Source organism: Curtobacterium sp. MCBD17_026, assembly GCF_003234895.2.
GTDB lineage: Bacteria > Actinomycetota > Actinomycetes > Actinomycetales > Microbacteriaceae > Curtobacterium > Curtobacterium flaccumfaciens.
The window spans coordinates 819,054-841,161 of the sequence record NZ_CP126281.1; the positions used below are offsets into that span (position 1 = coordinate 819,054).

At 70.7% G+C, this 22,108-nt stretch carries 20 protein-coding genes; 15 read left to right on the forward strand and 5 right to left on the reverse strand.

The genetic code is table 11. The features are described from left to right. Window positions 1-60: 60 nt before the first annotated feature. Together DEI85_RS03935 and DEI85_RS03940 are read left to right on the forward strand one after the other, a co-directional pair. A complete protein-coding gene (locus DEI85_RS03935) occupies window positions 61-1,125 on the forward strand; it encodes a 4-hydroxy-3-methylbut-2-enyl diphosphate reductase (RefSeq protein ID WP_081827167.1) in 1,065 nt (354 codons plus the stop codon). Next, window positions 1,122-1,868 carry a DUF6264 family protein gene (locus DEI85_RS03940; protein ID WP_111123396.1) on the forward strand — a complete coding sequence of 249 codons (747 nt, stop codon included), beginning with the start codon at window positions 1,122-1,124 and terminating at the stop codon, window positions 1,866-1,868. The genes DEI85_RS03935 and DEI85_RS03940 overlap by 4 nt, the downstream gene beginning before the upstream one ends. Before the next feature lie 422 nt (window positions 1,869-2,290). Here the strand turns inward: DEI85_RS03940 and DEI85_RS03945 are convergent, their stop codons facing one another. Beyond that, entirely contained in the window at window positions 2,291-3,550 is a 1,260-nt protein-coding gene (locus tag DEI85_RS03945; protein ID WP_111123395.1) for a M18 family aminopeptidase, read from the reverse strand. A 105-nt stretch (window positions 3,551-3,655) separates the two neighbouring features. Then, window positions 3,656-4,684, reverse strand: a complete 1,029-nt coding sequence (fbaA, locus tag DEI85_RS03950) for a class II fructose-bisphosphate aldolase (protein ID WP_110860683.1) — start codon at window positions 4,682-4,684, stop codon at window positions 3,656-3,658. A gap of 159 nt (window positions 4,685-4,843) precedes the next feature. Between fbaA and glpX the strand changes: the two genes are divergently transcribed. Continuing rightward, window positions 4,844-5,833 carry a class II fructose-bisphosphatase gene (glpX, locus tag DEI85_RS03955; protein ID WP_017886722.1) on the forward strand — a complete coding sequence of 330 codons (990 nt, stop codon included), beginning with the start codon at window positions 4,844-4,846 and terminating at the stop codon, window positions 5,831-5,833. 147 nt (window positions 5,834-5,980) lie between these two features. Here the strand turns inward: glpX and DEI85_RS03960 are convergent, their stop codons facing one another. Further along, a complete protein-coding gene (locus tag DEI85_RS03960; protein WP_111056968.1) occupies window positions 5,981-7,243 on the reverse strand; it encodes a DNA recombination protein RmuC in 1,263 nt (420 codons plus the stop codon). 167 nt (window positions 7,244-7,410) lie between these two features. Here DEI85_RS03960 and iolC point away from each other — a divergent pair, with 167 nt between their 5' ends. The 11 genes from iolC to DEI85_RS04015 all read left to right on the forward strand — a co-directional run bounded on the left by iolC (window position 7,411) and on the right by DEI85_RS04015 (window position 19,715). Further along, a complete protein-coding gene (iolC, locus tag DEI85_RS03965; RefSeq protein WP_111123394.1) occupies window positions 7,411-8,436 on the forward strand; it encodes a 5-dehydro-2-deoxygluconokinase in 1,026 nt (341 codons plus the stop codon). After that, window positions 8,429-9,418 (forward strand): class I fructose-bisphosphate aldolase, encoded by a 990-nt coding sequence (locus tag DEI85_RS03970; protein ID WP_035807563.1) that lies wholly within the window; start codon window positions 8,429-8,431, stop codon window positions 9,416-9,418. The genes iolC and DEI85_RS03970 overlap by 8 nt, the downstream gene beginning before the upstream one ends. Then, window positions 9,415-10,926 (forward strand): CoA-acylating methylmalonate-semialdehyde dehydrogenase, encoded by a 1,512-nt coding sequence (locus DEI85_RS03975; protein ID WP_111123393.1) that lies wholly within the window; start codon window positions 9,415-9,417, stop codon window positions 10,924-10,926. The genes DEI85_RS03970 and DEI85_RS03975 overlap by 4 nt, the downstream gene beginning before the upstream one ends. Before the next feature lie 8 nt (window positions 10,927-10,934). Next, entirely contained in the window at window positions 10,935-11,858 is a 924-nt protein-coding gene (gene iolB, locus DEI85_RS03980) for a 5-deoxy-glucuronate isomerase (protein WP_110860675.1), read from the forward strand. Between the two features lie 17 nt (window positions 11,859-11,875). Next, the gene (gene iolD / locus DEI85_RS03985) at window positions 11,876-13,765 is read left to right on the forward strand and encodes a 3D-(3,5/4)-trihydroxycyclohexane-1,2-dione acylhydrolase (decyclizing) (RefSeq protein WP_111123424.1); all 1,890 of its coding nucleotides are present in this window, start codon (window positions 11,876-11,878) and stop codon (window positions 13,763-13,765) included. Between the two features lie 33 nt (window positions 13,766-13,798). Then, window positions 13,799-14,752 carry a sugar phosphate isomerase/epimerase family protein gene (locus tag DEI85_RS03990; protein ID WP_110860673.1) on the forward strand — a complete coding sequence of 318 codons (954 nt, stop codon included), beginning with the start codon at window positions 13,799-13,801 and terminating at the stop codon, window positions 14,750-14,752. A 44-nt stretch (window positions 14,753-14,796) separates the two neighbouring features. Then, window positions 14,797-15,864, forward strand: coding sequence for a Gfo/Idh/MocA family protein (locus DEI85_RS03995; RefSeq protein WP_110860671.1), 1,068 nt, complete (start codon window positions 14,797-14,799; stop codon window positions 15,862-15,864). Window positions 15,865-15,867: 3 nt separating this feature from the next. Beyond that, window positions 15,868-16,737, forward strand: a complete 870-nt coding sequence (locus tag DEI85_RS04000) for a sugar phosphate isomerase/epimerase family protein (RefSeq protein ID WP_110860669.1) — start codon at window positions 15,868-15,870, stop codon at window positions 16,735-16,737. After that, window positions 16,734-17,846 (forward strand): transaldolase family protein, encoded by a 1,113-nt coding sequence (locus tag DEI85_RS04005; protein ID WP_110860667.1) that lies wholly within the window; start codon window positions 16,734-16,736, stop codon window positions 17,844-17,846. The genes DEI85_RS04000 and DEI85_RS04005 overlap by 4 nt, the downstream gene beginning before the upstream one ends. 206 nt (window positions 17,847-18,052) lie before the next feature. Next, the gene (locus DEI85_RS04010; RefSeq protein WP_111123392.1) at window positions 18,053-19,246 is read left to right on the forward strand and encodes a Gfo/Idh/MocA family protein; all 1,194 of its coding nucleotides are present in this window, start codon (window positions 18,053-18,055) and stop codon (window positions 19,244-19,246) included. A 61-nt stretch (window positions 19,247-19,307) separates the two neighbouring features. Further along, window positions 19,308-19,715 carry a tautomerase family protein gene (locus tag DEI85_RS04015; protein WP_111090656.1) on the forward strand — a complete coding sequence of 136 codons (408 nt, stop codon included), beginning with the start codon at window positions 19,308-19,310 and terminating at the stop codon, window positions 19,713-19,715. A gap of 214 nt (window positions 19,716-19,929) precedes the next feature. Here DEI85_RS04015 and DEI85_RS04020 read toward each other — a convergent pair whose 3' ends face one another. Both DEI85_RS04020 and DEI85_RS04025 read right to left on the reverse strand, forming a co-directional pair. Beyond that, window positions 19,930-20,688: a GntR family transcriptional regulator gene (locus DEI85_RS04020; protein ID WP_027464530.1), complete on the reverse strand. Its 759-nt coding sequence runs from the start codon at window positions 20,686-20,688 to the stop codon at window positions 19,930-19,932. Between the two features lie 139 nt (window positions 20,689-20,827). Next, window positions 20,828-21,493 (reverse strand): exonuclease domain-containing protein, encoded by a 666-nt coding sequence (locus tag DEI85_RS04025; protein ID WP_027464531.1) that lies wholly within the window; start codon window positions 21,491-21,493, stop codon window positions 20,828-20,830. Between the two features lie 44 nt (window positions 21,494-21,537). Here DEI85_RS04025 and DEI85_RS04030 point away from each other — a divergent pair, with 44 nt between their 5' ends. Continuing rightward, window positions 21,538-22,107, forward strand: a complete 570-nt coding sequence (locus DEI85_RS04030) for a hypothetical protein (RefSeq protein ID WP_111123391.1) — start codon at window positions 21,538-21,540, stop codon at window positions 22,105-22,107. The last annotated feature ends 1 nt before the right edge of the window (window position 22,108 follow it).

Here is a 22,108-nt window from a genome sequence, read left to right on the forward strand (position 1 = left end):
TCTCCACAGGCGCCCCGCGCGCCCAGGTCGCGTGCGTGCTGCTCACCTATCATCGGGGACGTGACGATCACCAACGGCCACACGGTCCCGCTCGCCCCGCCGCGTGTGCACGCGGCACGGGGCCGACTGCGTGACGAACCGGTCGCCGGCCCCAAGAAGGTGCTGCTCGCGGCCCCCCGTGGCTACTGCGCCGGGGTGGACCGCGCGGTCGTCGCGGTCGAGAAGGCGTTGGAGCAGTACGGCGAGCCCGTCTACGTCCGAAAGCAGATCGTCCACAACGTGCACGTGGTGTCGACGCTCGAGCAGCGCGGTGCCGTCTTCGTCGACGACGTGGCCGAGGTCCCACGGGGTTCGCACGTCGTCTTCAGCGCGCACGGTGTGTCGCCGGCCGTCGTCGCGGGTGCCGCCGAGCGCGACCTGCACGCCATCGATGCCACCTGCCCCCTCGTCACGAAGGTCCACCGCGAAGCCACCCGGTTCGCCAAGGCCGAGCGCACCATCATCCTGATCGGGCACGCCGGCCACGAAGAGGTCGAGGGCACGATGGGGCACGCCCCGGACCGCACGATCCTGGTGAACGGCCCCGACGACGTCGCCGCCCTGTCGGTCCCCGACCCGGACAACCTCGTCTGGCTGTCGCAGACCACGCTCAGCGTCGACGAGACGATGGAGACCGTGCGGCTGCTGCGCGAGAAGTTCCCGGCCATCCAGGACCCCCCGTCGGACGACATCTGCTACGCCACCCAGAACCGCCAGGTCGCGATCAAGAAGGTGGCGCCCGGTGCCGACCTGGTGATCGTGGTCGGCTCCGCGAACTCGTCGAACAGCGTCCGTCTGGTCGAGGTCGCGCTCGAGCACGGTGCGCGGGCCGCCCACCGTGTCGACTACGCGGAAGAGATCCAGCAGGAGTGGCTCGACGGTGTCGAGACGGTCGGCGTGACCAGCGGTGCGTCCGTGCCGGAAGAACTCGTGGCCGAGGTGCTCGAACAGCTCGCCGACGCCGGGTACGCCGCCGTCGAAGAGGTCGTCACCGCACACGAAGACCTGATGTTCTCGCTCCCCAAGGAGCTCCGCACCGACGCCTCGGGCAACCCGACGCGCGCGCTCGGCGGGCGGCGGGCATGAGCGGCGCGGACGGCTGGTCCTCGGTCCCGCGTCGCGACCCGGCGAACCACGTCGACGCCGGTGCCGGTGCCGGCCAGGAGGCCCGGGGCGCGTCCTCGACGTCGGCCGCCAGCCCCGCGAGCGGCCGGCCCCAGGGCCGTCCCGCCCCCGGGTACGGCGAGTACGCGCCGGAGGGCTGGGTGAACCCGGTGCTCGTCGAGCAGGAACGCCAGGAGCGTGAGCGTCAGGCACGGGAACGGCAGGAGCAGGCCTCCGCCAGCGGCGTGCGCGACGCTACTCCGAACGACGGCGTCCACGGCGACCGTGCCGGTACCGATGTTCGCTCCGGTGCAGTCCCTGCTGGGGCGCAGCGGTCGATGGCCCGCAGCCGCTTCGGGCGCACGCCCGCCGACTTCGTGCTCACCGTCGGGCTGCTCGCCTTCGGGCTCGTCTCCGTGGTGCAGTCCCTGTCGGTCGGCGAGGTCGCCTCGACCGTACGGCGCACCCTCGAGACCCAGTACACAGCGCTCAACGACCCGAGTGCCCTGAGCACGGCGGCCGCCATCGCCGCGATCACCAACGTGGTCGTCTTCGCCCTGGTCGCCTGGTGGTCCATCCGTCGGCTCCGCGCACGCAAGCGGACGTTCTGGGTGCCGCTGGTCGGAGCCGTCGTCGCCACGGCGATCAGCACGATCGCGTTCGTCGTCGTGGTCATGCAGGACCAGGCCTTCGTCGACTTCATGCTGCGACAGTCCGGCGCCTGACCGCCTGACCGCCTGACCGCCTGACGGCCTGACGGCCTGACGGCCTGACCGCGGCGCCGGCCTCCGGGCGCCGAGTGGTCGCAACACGCCGCGGGCCCGCCGTCGAGTGGTCACGAGGTGTCGTCCGGCACCGGCGTGACCGACGCTTCGTGACCTCTCGGCCCTGCGCGTACGGGGAGTTGTGACCTCTCGGCAGCCCTTCCGTCGGCCAGTCGCGGTGGGGAGCCCTTCCGGCGATCGTCGTCAGCCTCGCGGGCGCGCGCAGCCCAACTGCGGTGTGGTCGCAACACGCCATGGGTCCCCCGTCGAGCGGTCAGAAAGTGTCGTCCGGCACCGCCGCGAGCGACAGTTCGTGACCCCTCGGCCGGTGCATGCGGGGAGTCACGACCACCCCACCCCAGCCCGCCGACGCCGCCCGGAGGTCAGCCGGCCAGGAAGGCGGCGACCGCTCCGTGCAGGGCAGCCAGGTCGTCGACGTGCACGAGCTCCCGGATCGAGTGCATCGACAGCAGCCCGACGCCGATGTCGATCGTCGGGATCCCGAGCCGGGTCGCCGCGATCGGGCCGATGGTCGAGCCGCCGGGGATCGTGTTCACGTTGACGAACGGCTGCCACGGCACACCGGCGGTCTCGCACGCGGCTGCCCAGACGGCCTCGCCCTTCGCCTCGGTCATGTAGCGCTGGTTCGCGCTGATCTTCAGCAGCGGTCCGGCTCCGGGGCGCGGACGGTTCGTCGGGTCGTGCTTCTCCGGCTGGTTCGGGTGCACCAGGTGCCCGGCGTCGCTCGACAGCAGCCACGACGCACGGAACGCCCGGGCGGCCTCGGAGCGGGTGGCGCCGAGGCCCTCCTGCACACGGCCGAGGACGTCCTCGAGGAACGGACCACCGGCACCGGACGGCGTCGACGACCCGATCTCCTCGTGGTCGAACGCCGCGAACACCGGGATGTGGTCACCGTCGGTCGGGGCGTCGACGATGCCCCGGAGCCCGGCGTGCACGCTCGTCAGGTTGTCCATCCGGCCGGACGCCAGGAACTCCCGCTCGATGCCGATCCGGGCCGGTGCCTGGGTGTCGGCGAGGAACAGGTCCCACGACACCGCACCCTCGCCGAGCCGGGCGAGCAGCCACTCCACGACGGAGGTCCCACCGGCGTCGCCGTCGACCCCGACGATCGGCAGGGTGTGGCGCTGGCGGTCGATCTCCTTGCCGTCGTTGACCCCGCGGTCCAGGTGGATCGCCAGGTTGGGGATCCGCGCGACGGCGTCGGTGCTGACGAGCCGCACACTGCCGTCGGCGTCGACGACCCGGCCGGCGATCCGCAGGTCGCGGTCGAACCAGGTCGACAGGAGCGCGCCGCCGTAGACCTCGACGCCCAGCTGCTCCCAGCCGCCGGTGCGGACGCCGGGGTTCGGCTTCACGCGGAAGCCGGGGGAGTCGGTGTGGGCGCCGAGGATCCGGAACGGCGTCGTCGGGCCGGCACCGTCGGGCAGGCGCCACCCGATGACGGCGCCGTCGCGGACGACCACGTACGCACCGGCTTCGGTCGGCCAGGCGTCGAGCTCGGACAGCTCGGTGAACCCGGCAGCGACGAGACGGTCACGGGTCGCCGCCGCCGCGTGGAACGCGGTGGGCGACTCGGTGACGAACTGGGCGAACTCGGAGGCGATGGCGTCGACGGTCACCCGCCCATCGTGGCACGCGGTGGAGGCGACCCGACGCAGAACGGGGCGCGTCCGTCGGACGCACCCCGTTCCTCCAGGCCGGTGGACCCGACCGGACGGACCTGCTCAGCCCTTGGCGTGACCGGCCGAGCCGAGGACCTTCGCGGCCTCGACGACGCGGGCCGCCATGGCGGTCTCGGCGACCTTGCCCCAGGCGCGGGGGTCGTACTGCTTCTTGTTGCCGACCTCGCCGTCGATCTTCAGGACGCCCTCGTAGTTGCGGAACATCGAGTCCGCGATCGAGCGGGTGAACGCGTACTGCGTGTCCGTGTCGATGTTCATCTTGATGACGCCGTTGCGGACGGCCTCGTGGATCTCGTCGTCGGTCGAACCGGAGCCGCCGTGGAACACGAGGTCGAGGGGGTTCTCGCCGGTGCCGTGCTTCGAGGCGACCGACGCCTGGATCTCGCCGAGGAGCTCGGGGCGGAGCTTGACGTTGCCCGGCTTGTAGACGCCGTGCACGTTGCCGAAGGTGAGCGCCGCGATCCAGCGGCCCTTGTCGCCGAGCCCGAGGGCGTCGACGACCTTCTCGACGTCGTTCGGGGTGGTGTAGAGCGCGTCGTTCGTGCCCTCGTGCTGGACGCCGTCCTCTTCGCCGCCGACGACGCCGATCTCGACCTCGAGGATCGCGTTGATGTTCCGCGTCTTCTCGATCATGGTCTTCGCGATCTCGATGTTCTCGTCGAGCGGCACGGCCGAACCGTCCCACATGTGCGACTGGAAGATCGGGTTGCGACCCTGACGGACCTCTTCCTCGCTCGCCGCGATGAGCGGCAGGACGAAGCCGTCGAGGGCGTCCTTCGGGCAGTGGTCGGTGTGCAGCGCGACCGTGATGTCGTAGTTCTTGGCGACCTCGTGGGCGAACTTCGCCATCGCGAGGGCACCCGCTGCGCGGTTCTTGATGGTGTGGCCGGCGAAGTAGTCGGCACCGCCCGTCGTGACCTGGAGGATGCCGTCGGAACCGGCTTCCTGCAGGCCCTGGAGGACCGCGTTGATGGTCTGCGAGGAGGAGACGTTGACCGCGGGGTACGCGAACTTGCCCGCCTTCGCGCGTTCGATCATCTCGGCGTACTGTTCCGGCGTTGCGATGGGCACGTGGATCTCCTTCGACTTCGGTGATGTCCCCGCCGATCGTAGTCAGCCGGACTGGAGGGGCGGTCCGGGTTACGTGGTCGGCTCACGTCCGGCGTGCACATGCGTGCACGGGCCCGGCGTCCGGACCGTCGGTCGGCCGCCGGTCGGTAGGCTCGGATCGTGACTCCCACTACCGAAACCGGCTCCCTGTTCCTCCAGCCCGACCGCAACCTCGCGCTCGAGCTCGTGCGTGCGACGGAGGCCGCCGCGATCCGTGCGCAGCCGTGGGTCGGGCGTGGTGAGAAGAACCTCGCCGACGGCGCCGCGGTCGACGCGATGCGCAAGTTCCTCGGCACGGTGAACTTCGACGGTGTCGTCGTCATCGGTGAGGGCGAGAAGGACAACGCCCCGATGCTCTACAACGGCGAGCACGTCGGCAACGGTCACGGTCCGGCCTGCGACATCGCGGTCGACCCGATCGACGGCACCTCGCTCACCGCCGCCGGCCGCCAGAACGCCATCTCCGTCATGGCCGTCTCGGACCGCGGCTCGATGTACGACCCGTCTGCCGTGTTCTACATGGACAAGATCGCCGCCGGCCCCGAGGGTCGCGGTGTCCTGGACCTCGAGAAGCCGATCGGTGACAACATCCGTGCGCTGGCGAAGGCCAAGGGCAAGGACCTCGAGGACATGGTCGTCGCCGTGCTCGACCGTCCGCGCCACGACGAGCTGATCCGCGCCATCCGCGCGACCGGTGCCGGCACGCGACTGCTGCTCGACGGTGACGTCGCCGGTGGCATCGCCGCCGCCCTGCCCGGCTCGACGATCGACATGTGCGTCGGTGTCGGCGGCACCCCCGAGGGCATCATCACGGCGTGCGCGATCAAGGCGCTCGGCGGCGTGATCCTCGGCAAGCTCCAGCCGAAGGACGACGAGGAGCGCGAGCGCGCCATCGCCGCCGGCCACGACCTGGACAAGGTCCTCGACCAGGACGACCTGGTCACCGGCGACAACACGTTCTTCGTCGCCACCGGCGTCACCGACGGGGTCCTGGTCGACGGCGTGCGTCGTTCGCGCGGCGTCATCCACACGGACTCGCTCGTGCTCCGCTCGCGCTCGAACACCATCCGCCGCATCCAGGCGGACCACCGTGCGGAGAAGTGGTTCTGAGCCCCAGGCGGTCCTGATCGGCGCAGATCCGCGCTGAACCACTGAAACCCGTCCGAACCACGTGATCCCGTGGTTCGGACGGGTTTTCGTTGTGCGGTGCGGTGCGGTGCGGTGCGGAGCGGTGCGGTGCGGAGCGGTGCTCCGCCGTCAGTCCTCGTCGACCGCCCCGACGAGCTCCGGCGCCGTGAGCAGCCGCGGCTCGTCCTCGATCGAGGACGGGTCCGCGATGACCTTCGACTCGTCGAGCAGCGACAGCCGACGGGCGCTCGGCAGCACCTGGCGTTCGAGGGACCCGACGAACCGGTTGTAGTCGACGACGGAGCCCCGGATCGACCTGCCGAGCTTGTCGACGTGCCCGGCCATCGTGGACAGCCGGCCGTAGAGCTCGCGGGAGACCTTGAAGAGCTCGTGCGCCTCTTGCGAGACGACGTCCTGCTGCCACGAGAACGCCACGGTCTTGAGCACGGACCACAGGGTCACGGGTGAGGCGAGGGCGATGCGTTTGCGGAAGGCGTGGTCGAGCAGCCCGGGGTCGGCGGCGAGGGCGCTCGAGATGAGCGACTCGGACGGGATGAAGGCGACGGTGAGCTCGGGTGAGGCGTCGTAGCCGGTCCAGTACTCCCGTGCGGCGAGGGCGTCGACGTGCGCGCGGAGGGCCTTGACGTGCTGCGCGATGAGCTGGTCGCGTCGGGCTGCCTCGGCGCCGGTGGCGGTCGCCGGGATCTCGGCGGCCTGCAGGTAGGCGCTGAACGGCACCTTGGCGTCGACGGCGATGGTCTTGCCGCCGGGCAGGTGCACGACCATGTCCGGCCGGGCGGAGCCGACGGCGGTGGTGACGGAGGACTGCACGTCGAAGTCGACCCGTTCGAGCAGCCCGGCGGCCTCGACCACGTTGCGCAGCTGCGTCTCGCCCCAGACGCCGCGCGTGCTGTTCGACGACAGGGCGCTGGCCAGGGTGTCGGCGGTGGCGCGCAGGCGCTCTTCCGACTCGGCGGCCGACCGGAGCTGCGCCGACAGCGCGCCGTACTGCTCGCTCCGCGACTGCTCGAGCTCGGCGATCTTCGTGCGCATCACGTCGAGCGTCTGCGCCACGGGGCTGAGCGCGGAGAGCACCTTCGACTCGTTCTGGTTGCGCGCAGCGTCGACGCCGTGCATGCGCTGCACCAGGTGCTCGAGCTCGGCGGAGCGCCGTTCGAGCGAGTCGACCTGGCGGCGGTACTGCGTGTCCTGGGCGTCGAGGCGTTCCTCGGCGTCGCGCCGCACCGCCTCGAGCTGGCCGCGCAGAGCCTCGGCCGTGGCGCGGGCCGACGCGGCGTCGACGCCCGCGCGCGAGCGGGCGAGCGACCAGGCGACGACCGCACCGACGGCGATGCCGATCACGAGACCGATGACCAGGGCGAGGATCTGCATGTCGCGACCCTGGCAGAACCCACCGACACCGCGCCTCCCGGCATCCCGAGGCGACCCGCCGGACCAGCGTGACGGACCTCGGAATCCATGTCATGACATTAGGGCAAACAGGGTGTACAGTCGTGATCGTCCGCCGATGAAGCCGCACGGAAGGTCCACCGCGTCGCATGACGAACCAAGCTCCCCACGCCTACGACGTGATCACGATGGGACGCGTCAGCGTCGACATCTACCCGCAGCAGACCGGCCCGCTCGAGGACGTCTCGACCTTCTCGAAGTCGGTCGGCGGCAGCGCCACGAACGTCGCCATCGCCGCTGCTCGCCACGGCGCGGACGCCGCCGTCATCACCCGGACGGGCAACGACCCCTTCGGCCGGTACATCGCCCGCACGCTGCCCGAGTACGGCGTCGCGAACGCCTTCGTCGAGACGGTGGAGGGGCTGAACACCCCCGTCGCCTTCTGCGAGATCTTCCCGCCGGACGACTTCCCGCTCTACTTCTACCGGGCCCCGAAGGCGCCGGACCTGATGATCACGGCGAAGTCCCTGCCGCTGCACGAGATCGAGCGCGCGAAGATCTTCTGGACCACGGTGACCGGCCTCAGCGAGGAGCCGAGCCGACAGGCGCACCACGTCGCCTACGAAGCACGGTCCGCGGCGCAGAACAGCACGAAGACCCACACCGTGCTCGACCTGGACTACCGGCCCATGTTCTGGTCGAGCCCCGAGGCCGCGACCCGCGAGGTCGCGATCGCCCTCGAGCACGCCACCGTCGCCGTCGGCAACCGCGAGGAGTGCGAGGTGGCGGTGGGGGAGACCGACCCGGTCCGCGCCGCTGACGCCCTGCTCGACCGCGGCGTCGAGATCGCGATCGTCAAGCAGGGACCGAAGGGCGTGCTGGCGAAGACCCGCGACGAGTTCGTCGAGTTCCGTCCGCACCACATCGACGTCGTGAACGGGCTCGGCTCGGGCGACGGCTTCGGCGGCGCACTGACCCACGGGCTGCTGCAGGGCTGGAGCCTCGAGCGGATCCTGGCGTTCTGCAACGCAGCCGGCGCGATCGTCGCGACGCGGTTCGAGTGCTCGACGGCGATGCCGACGAGCGACGAGATCGAGCAGTTCCTGACCGACAACCCCGCCGAGGGCACGAACCACACGGGCGAGACACACACCGAGGAGAAGACCCATGCCTGAGCTCAGCCCCGCTGACTTCCAGCGCCTCCGCGACATCCGTGCCGGCCAGCCCGACCTGGTGCGTGCCACGCTCGACGCCCGCCGCAAGCGCTCCCTGCTCGCCGACGACGGCAAGCTCTTCATCGTCGCCGCCGACCACCCCGCACGCGGTGCGCTGGCCGTGCGCGACGACGAGTCCGCGATGGCGGACCGCTACGACCTGCTCGAGCGGCTCGTCACGGCCCTCGGCCGTCCGGGGGTCGACGGGGTGCTCGGCACCCCCGACATCCTGGAGGACCTCGCGCTGCTCGGCGCCCTCGACGGCAAGGTCGTCGTCGGGTCGATGAACCGCGGCGGGCTGCGCGGCGCCACGTTCGAGATGGACGACCGGTACACGGCGTACTCGGCGCAGGCGATCAAGGACTCCGGGCTCGACTTCGCCAAGCTGCTGGTGCGCATCGCCCTGGAGGACTCGGGCACCGCGCCGACGCTCGAGGCCACGGCCCGCGCCGTCAGCGAGGCCGCTGCGCTCCAGCTGCCGATCATGCTCGAGCCGTTCATGTCCGAGTGGCGGGACGGCCGGGTCGTCAACGACCTGTCGGCCGACGCCGTGATCACCTCGATGGCGATCGCTGCGGGACTCGGCGAGTCCAGCGCCTACAGCTGGCTCAAGATCCCCGTCGTCGACGACATGGAGCGCGTGATGGCCGCGACGACGCTGCCGACGCTGCTGCTCGGCGGCGACCCGGCTTCGCGCCCGCTGGAGACGTACGCCAAGTGGGCTGACGCCCTGGCCCTGCCCGGCGTCCGCGGCCTGGTCGTCGGACGCACCCTGCTCTACCCCTCGGACGGCGACGTCGCCGCCGCCGTGGACGTGGCCGCCGGTCTCGTCCACAGCCAGGAGGCCCGGGGCGGGTTCTCCACAGATGCCCACGACCCAGCCGCTCGGCTCGCGGGCGCCACCACCATGGACTCGTCCATCTCGGAAGGAAGCAACGCATGACGCTCACCGACACGACCAACACGACCGTCGGGCACTGGATCGACGGCAAGCGCGTCGAATCCGCGTCGGGCAACACCGCCCCCGTGTACGACCCGGCGCTCGGCGTCGCGACCAAGCAGGTCGCGCTGGCCGACGAGTCCGAGATCCAGGCGGCCATCGGCAGCGCGAAGGCGGCGTTCCCCGGCTGGAGCAACCTGTCGCTGGCCAAGCGCCAGGCGATCCTGTTCTCGTTCCGCGAGATCCTGAACCGCGACAAGGCCGAGCTGGCCGAGATCATCACGAGCGAGCACGGCAAGGTCATCGACGACGCCCTGGGTGAGATCGCCCGTGGTCAAGAGGTCGTGGAGCTGGCCACCAACATCCCGAGCCTGATGAAGGGTGAGTTCTCCGACCAGGTCTCGACCGGCATCGACGTCTACTCGATCCGCCAGCCGCTCGGCGTCGTGGGCATCATCAGCCCGTTCAACTTCCCGGCGATGGTGCCGCTCTGGTTCCTGCCGATCGCGATCGCCGCGGGCAACACCGTCGTGCTGAAGCCGAGCGAGAAGGACCCGTCGGCCGCCATCTGGCTCGCCGAGAAGTTCAAGGAGGCCGGGCTGCCCGACGGCGTCTTCAACGTGCTCAACGGCGACAAGCTGTCCGTCGACGGCCTGCTCACCAGCGACGACGTCGAGTCGATCTCGTTCGTCGGCTCCACGCCCATCGCGCAGTACGTCTACGAGACCGGCACGAAGCACGGCAAGCGCGTGCAGGCCCTCGGCGGCGCGAAGAACCACATGCTGGTCCTGCCCGACGCCGACCTCGACCTGGTCGCCGACAACGCGATCAACGCCGGCTTCGGTTCGGCCGGTGAACGCTGCATGGCGATCTCGGTCGTCGTCGCCGTCGAGCCGGTGGCGGACGAGCTCATCCAGAAGATCAAGGACCGCGCGGCGACCCTGCGCATCGGCGACGGTCGTCGCGGGTGCGACATGGGGCCGCTCGTCACGAAGCAGCACCGTGACAAGGTCGCCTCGTACATCGAGGTCGCAGAGCAGGACGGTGCGGTGGTTGTGGTGGACGGCCGCACCGTCCGACCCGACGGCGACGAGAACGGCTTCTGGCTGGGTCCGACGCTGATCGACCAGGTGCCCACCACCAGCCGCGTCTACACCGAGGAGATCTTCGGTCCGGTGCTGAGCGTCGTCCGGGTCGCCACCTACGAAGAGGGCCTCGAGCTCATCAACTCCGGCGCGTACGGCAACGGCACCGCCATCTTCACCAATGACGGTGGCGCCGCCCGACGGTTCCAGCGCGACGTGCAGGTCGGCATGATCGGCATCAACGTCCCGATCCCGGTGCCCGTCGCCTACTACTCGTTCGGCGGCTGGAAGAACTCGCTGTTCGGCGACCACAAGGCGTACGGTGCCGACGGCGTGAGCTTCTTCACCCGTCAGAAGGCGATCACGAGCCGCTGGCTCGACCCGTCGCACGGCGGCATCAACCTCGGCTTCCCGTCGAACAACTGACCCGCAGCATGGCGAACGAACAGCACCAGCACGACCAGTGGTTCATCCCGGCGGGCTCCCGGCCCGAGGCGGGCTGGACCGACGTGGTCGACGGTCGCATCGAGGGGTGGGCGCACACCGGACTCCGGACCGGCGCGCTGACCGACGGGGGCGAGCTGCGCCTCCCGGCCGACGCCGTGGAGCGCATCGTCGTGCCGCTCGCGGGGTCGTTCCACGTGACCCACTCGGGCGCTCCCGGCGACGGCGAGCAGGCCCTGCAGGGTCGGGGGAGCGTCTTCGACGGCCCCACCGACGTCCTGTACCTGGGCTCGGGCTCCGCGGCCACCATCACCGGCAGCGGCCGGTTCGCCGTCGCCGAGGCGCCCACCGACACCGTCAAGCCGACCACCTACGTGGCCCGGCCGGACGTGCCGGTGGAGCTCCGCGGCGCCGGGCAGTCGAGCCGTCAGGTGCACAACTTCGGCACCCCGGCGGCGCTCGACGCCGTCAAGTTCATCGTGTGCGAAGTGATCACGCCGGCCGGCAACTGGTCGTCGTACCCGCCCCACAAGCACGACACGAACGTGCCCGGTTCAGAGTCGAACCTCGAGGAGATCTACTACTACGAGGCCGCGGTGTCCCGTGGGCTCGAATCGATCGCGCCCGAGGCCGCCGACCCGTTCGCCCTGCACCGCACGTACGCCTCGGACGACCGCGCCATCGACGAGTTCCGGCAGGTCCGGACCGGCGACGTCGCCCTGGTGCCTTACGGCTGGCACGGTCCGGCGGTCGCCGCTCCGGGCTACGACATGTACTACCTGAACGTGATGGCCGGGCCCGACCCGGAGCGCGTCTGGAACATCACCGACGACCCGGCCCACGGGTGGGTCCGGCAGGCGTGGGCATCGGAATCGATCGACCCACGACTGCCCTACGAAAGGAAGCAGGCGTGACCACCACCACGCGGAAGATGACGGTCGGCCAGGCACTCGTCGAGTTCCTGGCCAACCAGTGGACCGTCGACGGCGACGTCCGCGAACGCACCATCCCGGGGATCTTCGGCATCTTCGGGCACGGCAACGTCGCCGGGGTCGGTCAGGCCATCAAGCAGCTCCACGTCGAGCAGCCCGGTCTGCTGCCGTACCACCAGGCCCGCAACGAGCAGGCGATGGTGCACGAGGCCGTCGGCTTCGCCCGCATGCACCGCCGCCGCGCGACCTACGCGTCGACGGCGTCGGTCGGCCCGGGCGCCGCCAACATGCTGACCGCCGCGGCACTCGCCACCACGAACCGGCTGCCGGCACTGCTGCTGCCGTCGGACACCTTCGCCACGCGCACCACGGACCCGGTGCTCCAGCAGATCGAGCTGCCGCACGACACGTCGTTGCAGGTCACCGACGCGTTCCGTCCGCTGTCGCGCTACTTCGACCGTGTGGAGCGTCCGGAGCAGCTGTTCTCGATCGCCCTCGCCGCGATGCGGGTGCTGACCGATCCGGCCGAGACCGGTGCGGTGACGATCGCGCTGCCCGAGGACGTCCAGGCCGAGGAGCTCGACGTGCCCGTCGCGTTCCTGCAGCCGCGCGAGTGGCACATCCGCCGCCCGCTGCCCGAGCGCGGCCCGCTCGAGCGTGCCGTGGCCGCGATCCGTGCCGGCCGGCGTCCGGTCATCGTGGCCGGCGGCGGGGTGCTGTACTCCGACGCCGCCGACGAGCTCCGCGCCTTCGTCGAGGCCACCGGGATCCCGGTCGGCACGTCGCAGGCCGGCGGCGGATCCCTGGTCTGGGACCACCCGCAGTACCTCGGCGGGATCGGCGCGACGGGCACCGCGGCGGCCAACGCGATCGCCGCCCAGGCCGACGTCGTCATCGGGATCGGCACCCGCTACAGCGACTTCACCACGGCGTCCCGAACCGCGTTCCAGAACCCGGACGTCACGTTCGTCAACGTCAACGTGGCCGCGTTCGACGCCTACAAGCACGGTTCGCAGCTGCCGCTGATTGCCGACGCAAAGGAGGCGCTGGTCGCCCTGACCGAGTCGCTCACCTCGGACGCGGCGTACGTCGTCGAGCCCGGCTACGCCTCCGAGATCGCCTCGCTGAAGGCGGCGTGGGACGCTGCGGTCGACGGTGCCTTCGCGCCGTCCGGCGCAGACCTGCCCGGCCAGCCCGAGATCATCGGCGCCGTGCAGTCGGTCTCCGATCCCCGAGACGTCGTCATCCAGGCGGCGGGTTCGCTGCCCGGCGACCTGCACAAGCTCTGGCGGGTGCGTGACGAGCTCGGGTACCACGTCGAGTACGCGTTCTCGTGCATGGGCTACGAGATCGCCGGTGGCATCGGGGTCCGCCGCGGAGCTCCGGACCGCGACGCCATCGTGATGGTCGGTGACGGCAGTTACCTCATGCTGCACACCGAGCTCGTCACGGCCGTGGCCGAGGGCATCAAGATCATCGTCGTGCTCATCCAGAACCACGGGTACGCGTCGATCGGGCACCTGTCCGAGACCGTCGGCTCGGAGCGCTTCGGCACGAAGTACCGCTACCTCGACGAGACCGAGTCGTTCGAGAACGGCGAGCCGCTGCCCGTCGACCTCGCCGCCAACGCCCGCTCGTACGGCGTCGACGTCATCGAGGTGCAGCCCGGCCCGGACAGCATCGAGGACCTGAAGGCCGCGCTGCGTCAGGCGAAGGCGAACGACCACACCACCCTGGTGCACATCAACTCCGACCCGCTGGTCTACGCCCCCGAGGGCGACGGTTGGTGGGACGTGCCGGTCGCGCAGACCTCCACCCTCCCCAGCACCCAGGCCGCCCGCGCCGAGTACGAGCAGCAGGTCGCCACGCAGCGTCCGCTGCTCGGCTGAACCGTTCACGAGACAGAAAGCGACAGCGACGTCATGACCGACACCGCCACCCCCATCGGCAGCCCCGCGACCGACGCGGCGCCCGCCTCGATCCGCATCGGCACCGCCCCGGACTCGTGGGGCGTCTGGTTCCCGGACGACCCGAAGCAGGTGCCGTGGCAGCGCTTCCTCGACGAAGCGTCCGCCGCCGGGTACGAGTGGATCGAGCTCGGCCCGTACGGGTACCTGCCGACCGACCCGTCCCAGCTGTCCGACGAGCTCGAGTCCCGCGGGCTCAAGCTGTCGGCGGGCACGGTCTTCACCGGGTTCCACAAGGGCGAGGACCAGTTCCAGCGTGCGTGGGACCAGGCCGTCGCGGTCGCGGGCCTGGCAGCGAAGCTCGGCGCCGAGCACCTGGTGACGATCCCCGACCTGTGGCGCTCGGACGCCACCGAAGAGGTGCTCGAGCCACGCACGCTCACCGACGAGCAGTGGGAGCGTCTCGGCAAGGGCCACGACCAGCTCGGCAAGGCGCTGCTCGAGGAGTACGGCGTCCACCAGCAGTTCCACACCCACGCGGACAGCCACGTCGGCACCTACAAGGAGACCGTGCGGTTCCTCGAGGTCACGAACCCCGAGTACACCAACCTCTGCCTCGACACCGGCCACTTCGCCTACTACGGCGGCGACAACCTCAAGCTCATCGCCGCCCACCCGGAGCGCATCGGCTACCTGCACCTCAAGCAGGTCGACACCGACCTGCTGTTCGACGTGCTCAAGAACGACGTGCCGTTCGCGACCGCCGTGTCGCAGGGCATCATGACCGAGCCGCCGCACGGCACCCCGGAACTCGCCCCGATCATCGAGGCCGTCGCCGCGATCAACCCGGACGTCTTCGGCATCGTCGAGCAGGACATGTACGGCTGCTCCGTCGACGCCCCCGGCCCGATCGCCGAGCGCACCTTCCAGCACATCTTCGGCTCGACCTCGGCCGCCCGCGCCTCCTGACGCGCCGTCCACGCAGCGTCAACAAACCCCAGGAGAACACCACCATGACCACCACGCAGAACCTCCGCGTCGCCGTCGTCGGCGCCGGCATGATGGGCGCGGACCACGTCCGCCGCATCACCGCCAAGATCTCGAACGCCGACGTCGTCGCCGTCGTCGAGCCCGACCAGGCCCGTGCCGCCGCGGCAGCGGCCCTGGCACCCGGCGCGATCACCGCCGCGTCCTTCGACGAGGCACTCGAGCAGACCGAGATCGACGCCGTCATCATCGCGACGCCGGGCTTCCTGCACGAGCCGATCCTGGTGACGGCGCTCGAGCGCGGGCTCACCGTCCTGTGCGAGAAGCCGCTGACGACCAGCGCCGAGGACTCGCTGCGCATCGTGGAGCTCGAACAGCAGCACGCCGCCCGACCCGTCATCCAGGTCGGCTTCATGCGCCGGTTCGACACGGGCTACCAGGAGCTCAAGGCCCTGCGCGAGTCGGGGGCGAACGGCGCTTTGCTCGCCCTGCACCACGCGCACCGCAACCCGACGACGCCGCCGAACTTCAGCGAGTCGATGCTCATCCACGACTCGGTGATCCACGAGATCGACATCATCCCGTTCCTGACCGGCGAAGCGATCACGAGCGTCGAGGTGAAGAAGCCGCGCAAGAACTCCCTCGCGCCGGCCGACCTGCCCGAGCCGCAGTTCGTCCTGTTCACCACCGAGTCCGGCACCATGGCGATCGTCGAGATCAACGTGAACGCCCAGTTCGGCTACCAGGTCACCACCGACGCCGTGTTCGAGTCCGGTGTCGCCTACATCGGCCGCGACACCTCGCTCTCGCTCGCCGCAGCCGGGGCGACCTCGCAGGGCGTCACGCCCTCGTTCAAGGAGCGGTTCGCCGCCGCCTACGACGAAGAGGTGCAGCGCTGGGTCGACGCGGCCCGGACCGGCGGCATCGACGGGCCGAGTGCCTGGGACGGCTACACGGCCTCGGTCGTCGCCGAGGTCGCCGTCCGGGCCCAGCAGTCCGGCGCGCACGAAGTGGTCGAGTACGCGGTCACGAAGCCGGCGTTCTACGACGAGACGAGCGACGCGACTGCGCCGGCCGCGCTCGCCGGGGCCTGATCGATGCCGAAGATCGCGCTCGACCCCACCCCGTTCCACCACGACCTGTCGCTGCTCGAGTTCCCGCGCAAGGTCGCGGAGCTCGGCTACGAGTACCTGCAGCTCACGCCGCACAAGGACTTCATCCCCTTCTACCGGCACCCCAAGGCCGACGACGACCTGGTCGACGCGTTCGCCGCGGCCTGCCGTGACGCCGGGGTCCAGGTGGCGAGCGTGCTGCCGGTGCTGCGCTGGTCGGGCCCGGACGAGGACGCCCGACAGGCTGCGGTGCGGAAGTGGAAGCGGGTCATCGAGATCACGAAGCGCCTCGGCGTGGACACCATCAACACGGAGTTCTCCGGCCGCCCCGAGCGCGCTGAGGAGTCCGAGGACCAGTTCTACCGGTCGATGGAGGAACTGCTGCCGATCATCGAGGACGCCGGCATCCGCGTGCTCATCGACCCGCACCCCGACGACTTCGTCGAGGACGGGCTCGAGGCGCTCCGGGTGATCCGCGGCCTGAACTCGAAGCACGTGGGCTTCGTCTACGTCGCGTGCCACACGTTCCACTACGGCGGCAACATGGACGAGATCATCGACGCTGCCGGGGACTCGCTGCAGCTGGTCCACGTCGCCGACGCGTACGACCACCGTCGCTCACACGGCCTGCGCTACATCACGAACCCGCCCGGCAATCCGGTCCGCGTGCACCAGCACCTGCCGGTCGGCCAGGCGGACGTCGACTTCGACGCCTTCTGGGCGGCGCTCGACCGGGTCGGTTTCTCGGCGCGCGAGGACACCGTCGCGGTCTCGAGCGTCTTCGCCGAGGACGAGAACGCCGACGCGGTGTCGCGGTTCCAGCTCGACACGATCACGAAGGGGCTCTACCGATGACCACCACCCTCGAAACGCAGGCGTCCACCGACGCCGACTCCCGTCCCGTCACCCTGCAGGCCGCGGAGCAGACCCCGACCGCCCTGTGGAACGACTCCGCCGACCCGCGCGAACTGTCGACCGCCATCCACGAGTACGGTGCCGTCGGTGCGACCTGCAACCCGGTGATCGCGTACACCTGCATCCAGCAGGACCCGGAGACCTGGGTCCCGCGCATCCGCGAGATCGCCGAGGAGCACCCGACGGCGGGGGAGTCCTGGATCGGCTGGAAGGCCGTCGAGGCGCTCTCCATCGCCGCCGCGGCGCAGCTGCTGCCCGCGTTCGAGGCGTCCGGCGGACGGAACGGTCGACTTTCCATGCAGACCGACCCCCGGTTCCACCGCGACGCCGACGCGCTCGTCGAGCAGGCCGTCCGGTTCTCGCAGCTCGCGCCGAACATCATCGTGAAGATCCCCGCCACCAAGGTCGGCATCGCCGCGATCGAGGAAGCCGCCTACCGCGGGGTCTCGATCAACGCCACGGTGTCCTTCACCGTGCCGCAGGTCGTCGCCGTGGGCGAGGCCATCGAGCGGGCACTCGACCGCCGTGCTGCCGAGGGCCTGCCGGAGCAGGAGTTCGGCCACGTCGTCACCCTGATGGCCGGCCGCTTCGACGACTGGCTGAAGACCGTCGTCAAGCGCGACCACGTGATGGTGGACCCGGGCATCCTCGAGTGGGCCGGTGTCGCCGCGGTGAAGAACGCCTACCGCGTCTTCCAGGAGCGTGGGTTCCGCTCGCGGGTGCTGGTCGCCGCGTTCCGCAACGCACTGCAGTGGTCGGAGTTCCAGGGCGGCGACCTGGTCGTGTCGCCGCCGTTCCAGTGGACGAAGGACATCAACGACAACGCGTTCCCGTTCCGTCCGCACGCCATCGACGACGAGGTCCCCGTGCACGTCATCGAGGCGCTCCGGGCCGCGACGCCGGAGTTCGCCCGCGGCTACGACGTGGACGGCATGACGATCGACGAGTTCGACCGCTTCGGTGCGACCGTGACGACGCTCCGGCAGTTCCTGGACGCCGACGCGAAGCTCGACGCCCTGGTCCGCGACATCATCGTCCCCGCTGTCTGAGACGGGATCTGATGCGCGGCGCGATCCGCGGTCGGAATGACGGGTCGCGCCCCGCGCGCTGACGCACCAGCCTGGAGGCCCGGTGCCGGTCCCCGAGACCGGCACCGGGCCTCCAGGTGGTTGGTTCATGTGCTGACAAAGTCCGTCGCATCGGCTACGCTCGTTGTCGCGCTCCAACGCGCGTCACCTGAACGAAGGAGTTCTCCATGGACAGCATCGGCGTCGGGCTGATCTCGGTCGGTTGGATGGGGCGGTTGCACTCGCGTGCCTACCGAGCGTTGCCGGACCACTTCCCGGAGCTCGGCGTCCAGCCGCGGCTCGTCGTCGCGGCTGACCCGATCGAGGCGGCACGCGACCAGGCGGTGACGCGGCTCGGGTACGAGCGGGCCGTCGCCGACTACCACGAGGTCCTCGCCGACCCGGCGGTCGAGGTCGTGTCGATCTGTTCGCCGAACTTCCTGCACCGCGAGATGGCCGTCGCCGCGGCTGAGGCGGGCAAGCCGTTCTGGATCGAGAAGCCGATGGGGCGGTACGCCAGCGACTCGCGCTCCATCCACCAGGCGGTGCAGCGCGCCGGCGTCATCACGAGCGTCGGCTTCAACTACCGGCACGCCCCGGCCATCGAGCGCGCCCGGGAACTCGTCCGCAACGGGCGGCTCGGCCGGATCACGAACGTGCGCGGATCGTTGCTCGCCGACTACTCGTCCGACCCGGCGGCCCCGCTGACCTGGCGCTTCGAGCGTGAGCGCGCCGGATCGGGTGTCCTCGGCGACCTGCTGTCGCACGGACTCGACCTGGCGCAGTACGTGGTCGGGCGGATCGCCTCGGTCAGTGCGCTCGCCGAGACGTTCATCGAGTCGCGGCCCCGCCCGGCTGCCGGCATCGTCGACCGCAGTGCCGCTGCGACCGGTGAGCTCGGTGCCGTCGAGAACGAGGACTACGCCGCGCTGCTGTTCCGGTTCGAGGACGGTGCGGTCGGCACGATGGACTCGAGTCGCGTCATGCGTGGGCCGCACGCCGAGTACACGCTCGAGATCTACGGCACCCGCGGTTCGGTCCGGTGGGACTTCCAGCGCCTCAACGAGCTCGAGGTGTACCTGGACGGCCAAGAGGCCGACGGGTACGCGACGCACTACGTCGCTCCCGGGGACGGCGAGTTCGCCCGGTTCCAGCCGGGCGCCGGCACCGCGATGGGCTACGACGACCTGAAGACGATCGAGGCGGCGCAGTTCATCGCGAGCGTGCAGCGCGGGGAACAGCTCGCGCCCTCGGTCGCCGACGGGCTGGCTGCCGCGTCGATCGTCGAGGCCGCGGAGGCCTCGCTGGTCGACGGCTCGTGGCACGACGTCGCTCGTGTCGACGGGCCGCTGACGTACGGGGCGCCGACGCCGAGGTTCTAGACACCTGGCCGTCCTTGCTTGTTAGTATGTAAGGACAAAGTCCGAGCAACCAGGAGGCACCATGCCGCTCGTCCGTATCGACCTCGCCACCGGCCGCACGCCGGAGGCCGTCCGTGGCATCGCCGACGCCATCCACCAGGCCATCGTCGACGTGTACGGGATCCCGGTGCGGGACCGGTTCCAGGTGATCACCGAGCACCCCGCGCAGCAGATCATCGCCGAGGACGCCGGGCTGGGGTTCGAGCGCACCGAGGGCGTCATCGTCATCCAGGTGTTCACGCAGCGCGGGCGGAGCGACGAGGCGAAGGCGGCGCTGTACCGGGCGATCCACGACGCCCTCGCGGCGATCGGTGTCGCGTCCGAGGACGTCTTCATCGGCTACGTCGAGAACGGGCCGCAGGACTGGTCCTTCGGCTTCGGGCGTGCCCAATACGTCACGGGTGAGCTCGGGGTGCCCGCGCTCGGTTGAGGTGGTGCGGGGGCGGGCGCGGTGCGGTGCGGGGTGGTGCGGGGTTGGTCACGACACCCCGCTCAGTTCCGCCGAGTGGTCACGAACTGTCGGTTGCCGGGCCTCCGGGCGACAGGTCGTGACCACTCGGCACACCGCCGACAGTGTGTCGTGACCCCTCGCCGAGCAGCCCCGGGCGACAGAACGTGACCGCTCGGCCGAGTGACCGGTCGGCCTACTTGTCGACGAGCGTGACCTCGAACGAGTACCGGTCCGGGCGGTAGCAGTGCACGCCGTACTCGACCGCACGGCCCGAGGCGTCGTACGCGGTGCGGCTCATCGTGAGCACCGGGTCGCCGTCCTCGATCTCGAGCAGGCCGGCCTCTTCGTCGGTGACCGCACGGGCCCCGATCCGTTGCTTCGCCACCCGCATCGTGACACCTCGGCCGCGCAGCAGCTGGTACAGCCCGTACGCCTGCAGGTCCTCGTCGGTCAGGTCGAGGAACTCCGGCGGCAGGTAGTTCTCGAGGATCGCCATCGGGACGTCCTCGGCGAACCGCACCCGCCGGATGTGCGCGACGGTCGTGCCGGGCTCGATGCTCAGTGCCGCGGCGACCTCGTCGGACGCGGGGACGTCGTTGCGCTGCAGGAGCTTCGTCGCCGGAGCCTGCGAACCCTGCGCCAGGTCGTCGTACAGGCTCGTCAACTCGACCTTGCGGGTCACCGGCCCGTGCACGACCTGGGTCCCGATGCCGCGGCGGCGCACCAGCAGACCCTTGTCGACGAGGTCCTGGATCGCGCGACGGATCGTCGGCCGCGACAGACCGAGACGCTCACCGAGGGCGATCTCGTTCTCGAGCCGGGCCCCTGGTGGCATCGCGCCGGAGCGGATCGACTCCTCGATGCGCGAGGCGACCTGGAAGTAGAGGGGCATGGGACCCGACCGGTCCAGGTCCATGAACAGGTCGGACGGCAGCTGGCCTTCGTTGGTCATCGCGGTCCTTCACACGTGCGGAGATGCCGGCGTCGGTGCCGACGGCATTGTCGTGACAATACCACCGGGGATGTGGCGCCCCGGCCGCGCGCAGCGGGCGTTGCGTCAGTCGGCGAACACCGTCAGTCAGCGCAGACCGTCAGTCGGCGAACACCATCGGCCGGTTCGACAGTCGCGGCTGGTTCGCGGCCTTCGGCTTCTCGGCGCGCGCGCGAACCGGGGCGATCGTCACCCGGGTCACCGCGCCGAGCGCCTCGACCGTCTCGACCCCGTGGTGCCCGGCCGCGTGCACGACGATCGCGGCGCAGGCCTCGGCGTCGGCGGCGGCGTCGTGGTGCTGGAACCCCTCGAACCCGGCGGCCATCGCGGCGACCGGCAGGCGGTACGAGTCGAGCGTGTAGGTCTTGCGGGCGACCGCCAGGGAGCACAGCGAGTGGTGCTCGGCCAGGTCGATCCCCGTCGCGGAGCACCCACCGGCGATGACGCCCATGTCGAAGCGGGCGTTGTGCGCCACCAGGACGTCGCCCTCGGCGAAGGCCACCAGGTCGGGGTACTGCTGCTCCCACGTCTTGGCGTGCGTGACGTCCTCGGCGACGATGCCGTGGATCCGCGTGTTCCACTCCAGGAACGCGTCGTGCCCGAACGGCGGGCGGATGAACCACGACGCCCGATCGACGACCCGGCCGGCGCGGACCTTCACGAGCCCGACGGAGCAGGCGCTGGCGGGCGAGCTGTTGGCGGTCTCGAAGTCGATCGCGGTGAAGTTCAACGGCACGGTCCCGATCGTCGCACGGGGTGCCGACATCGCCCTCCGTTCCCGTCGGCGTTGCGTGTGGCTACCCTCGCCACATGGGGAACGAGGCCGACCGCCGTCCGCTCGTCCTGGTGCTCGCCGGTGCCGGCTACGGGCAGCAGGCGCCGCTGCTCTGGTGGACGAGCGAGATCGCCGCCGCGGCCGGGTGCGAGGTCGTCGCGCCACGCTGGCACGTCGACGACGCTGCCGGTGCCGATCCGGTCGGGTTCGTCGAGACCGCTGTCGCCGCGGCGCTGGCGGACCGGCTGCCCGACCTCGTCGTCGCGAAGTCGTTCGGCTGCTTCGACCTGCCGTGGGCGATCCGCCACGAGGTGCCCGGCGTCTGGCTGACGCCGGTCCTCACCCACGATGACGTCGCGGCAGCACTCGCCGCCGCGACCGACGTGCACGTCGCGATCGGGGGTGGCGACGACACGATGTGGCGCCCCGAGCGGGTCTCGGGGACTGCTGCGTGCCTCCAGACCGTCGACCGTGCCGACCACTCGCTCCAGGTGGCCGGCGACTGGCGGCGCTCGCAGCGGCTGCAGGCCGACGTCTTCGACGTCGTCGAGCGGCGCGTCACGACCCTGCGGCCCCGGACGGGCGGGTCGCGTCCCCTGTACTGAC

Bases quoted from the DNA above. Each gene is read 5' to 3' on its own strand.
- DEI85_RS03940 (WP_111123396.1), top strand. From the start codon at position 1,122: ATGAGCGGCGCGGACGGCTGGTCCTCGGTCCCGCGTCGCGACCCGGCG.
- DEI85_RS03960 (WP_111056968.1), bottom strand. From the start codon at position 7,243: ATGCAGATCCTCGCCCTGGTCATCGGTCTCGTGATCGGCATCGCCGTC.
- iolC (WP_111123394.1), top strand. From the start codon at position 7,411: ATGACGAACCAAGCTCCCCACGCCTACGACGTGATCACGATGGGACGC.
- DEI85_RS03970 (WP_035807563.1), top strand. From the start codon at position 8,429: ATGCCTGAGCTCAGCCCCGCTGACTTCCAGCGCCTCCGCGACATCCGT.
- DEI85_RS03975 (WP_111123393.1), top strand. From the start codon at position 9,415: ATGACGCTCACCGACACGACCAACACGACCGTCGGGCACTGGATCGAC.
- iolB (WP_110860675.1), top strand. From the start codon at position 10,935: ATGGCGAACGAACAGCACCAGCACGACCAGTGGTTCATCCCGGCGGGC.
- iolD (WP_111123424.1), top strand. From the start codon at position 11,876: ATGACGGTCGGCCAGGCACTCGTCGAGTTCCTGGCCAACCAGTGGACC.
- DEI85_RS03990 (WP_110860673.1), top strand. From the start codon at position 13,799: ATGACCGACACCGCCACCCCCATCGGCAGCCCCGCGACCGACGCGGCG.
- DEI85_RS03995 (WP_110860671.1), top strand. From the start codon at position 14,797: ATGACCACCACGCAGAACCTCCGCGTCGCCGTCGTCGGCGCCGGCATG.
- DEI85_RS04000 (WP_110860669.1), top strand. From the start codon at position 15,868: ATGCCGAAGATCGCGCTCGACCCCACCCCGTTCCACCACGACCTGTCG.
- DEI85_RS04005 (WP_110860667.1), top strand. From the start codon at position 16,734: ATGACCACCACCCTCGAAACGCAGGCGTCCACCGACGCCGACTCCCGT.
- DEI85_RS04010 (WP_111123392.1), top strand. From the start codon at position 18,053: ATGGACAGCATCGGCGTCGGGCTGATCTCGGTCGGTTGGATGGGGCGG.
- DEI85_RS04015 (WP_111090656.1), top strand. From the start codon at position 19,308: ATGCCGCTCGTCCGTATCGACCTCGCCACCGGCCGCACGCCGGAGGCC.
- DEI85_RS04020 (WP_027464530.1), bottom strand. From the start codon at position 20,688: ATGACCAACGAAGGCCAGCTGCCGTCCGACCTGTTCATGGACCTGGAC.
- DEI85_RS04025 (WP_027464531.1), bottom strand. From the start codon at position 21,493: ATGTCGGCACCCCGTGCGACGATCGGGACCGTGCCGTTGAACTTCACC.
- DEI85_RS04030 (WP_111123391.1), top strand. From the start codon at position 21,538: ATGGGGAACGAGGCCGACCGCCGTCCGCTCGTCCTGGTGCTCGCCGGT.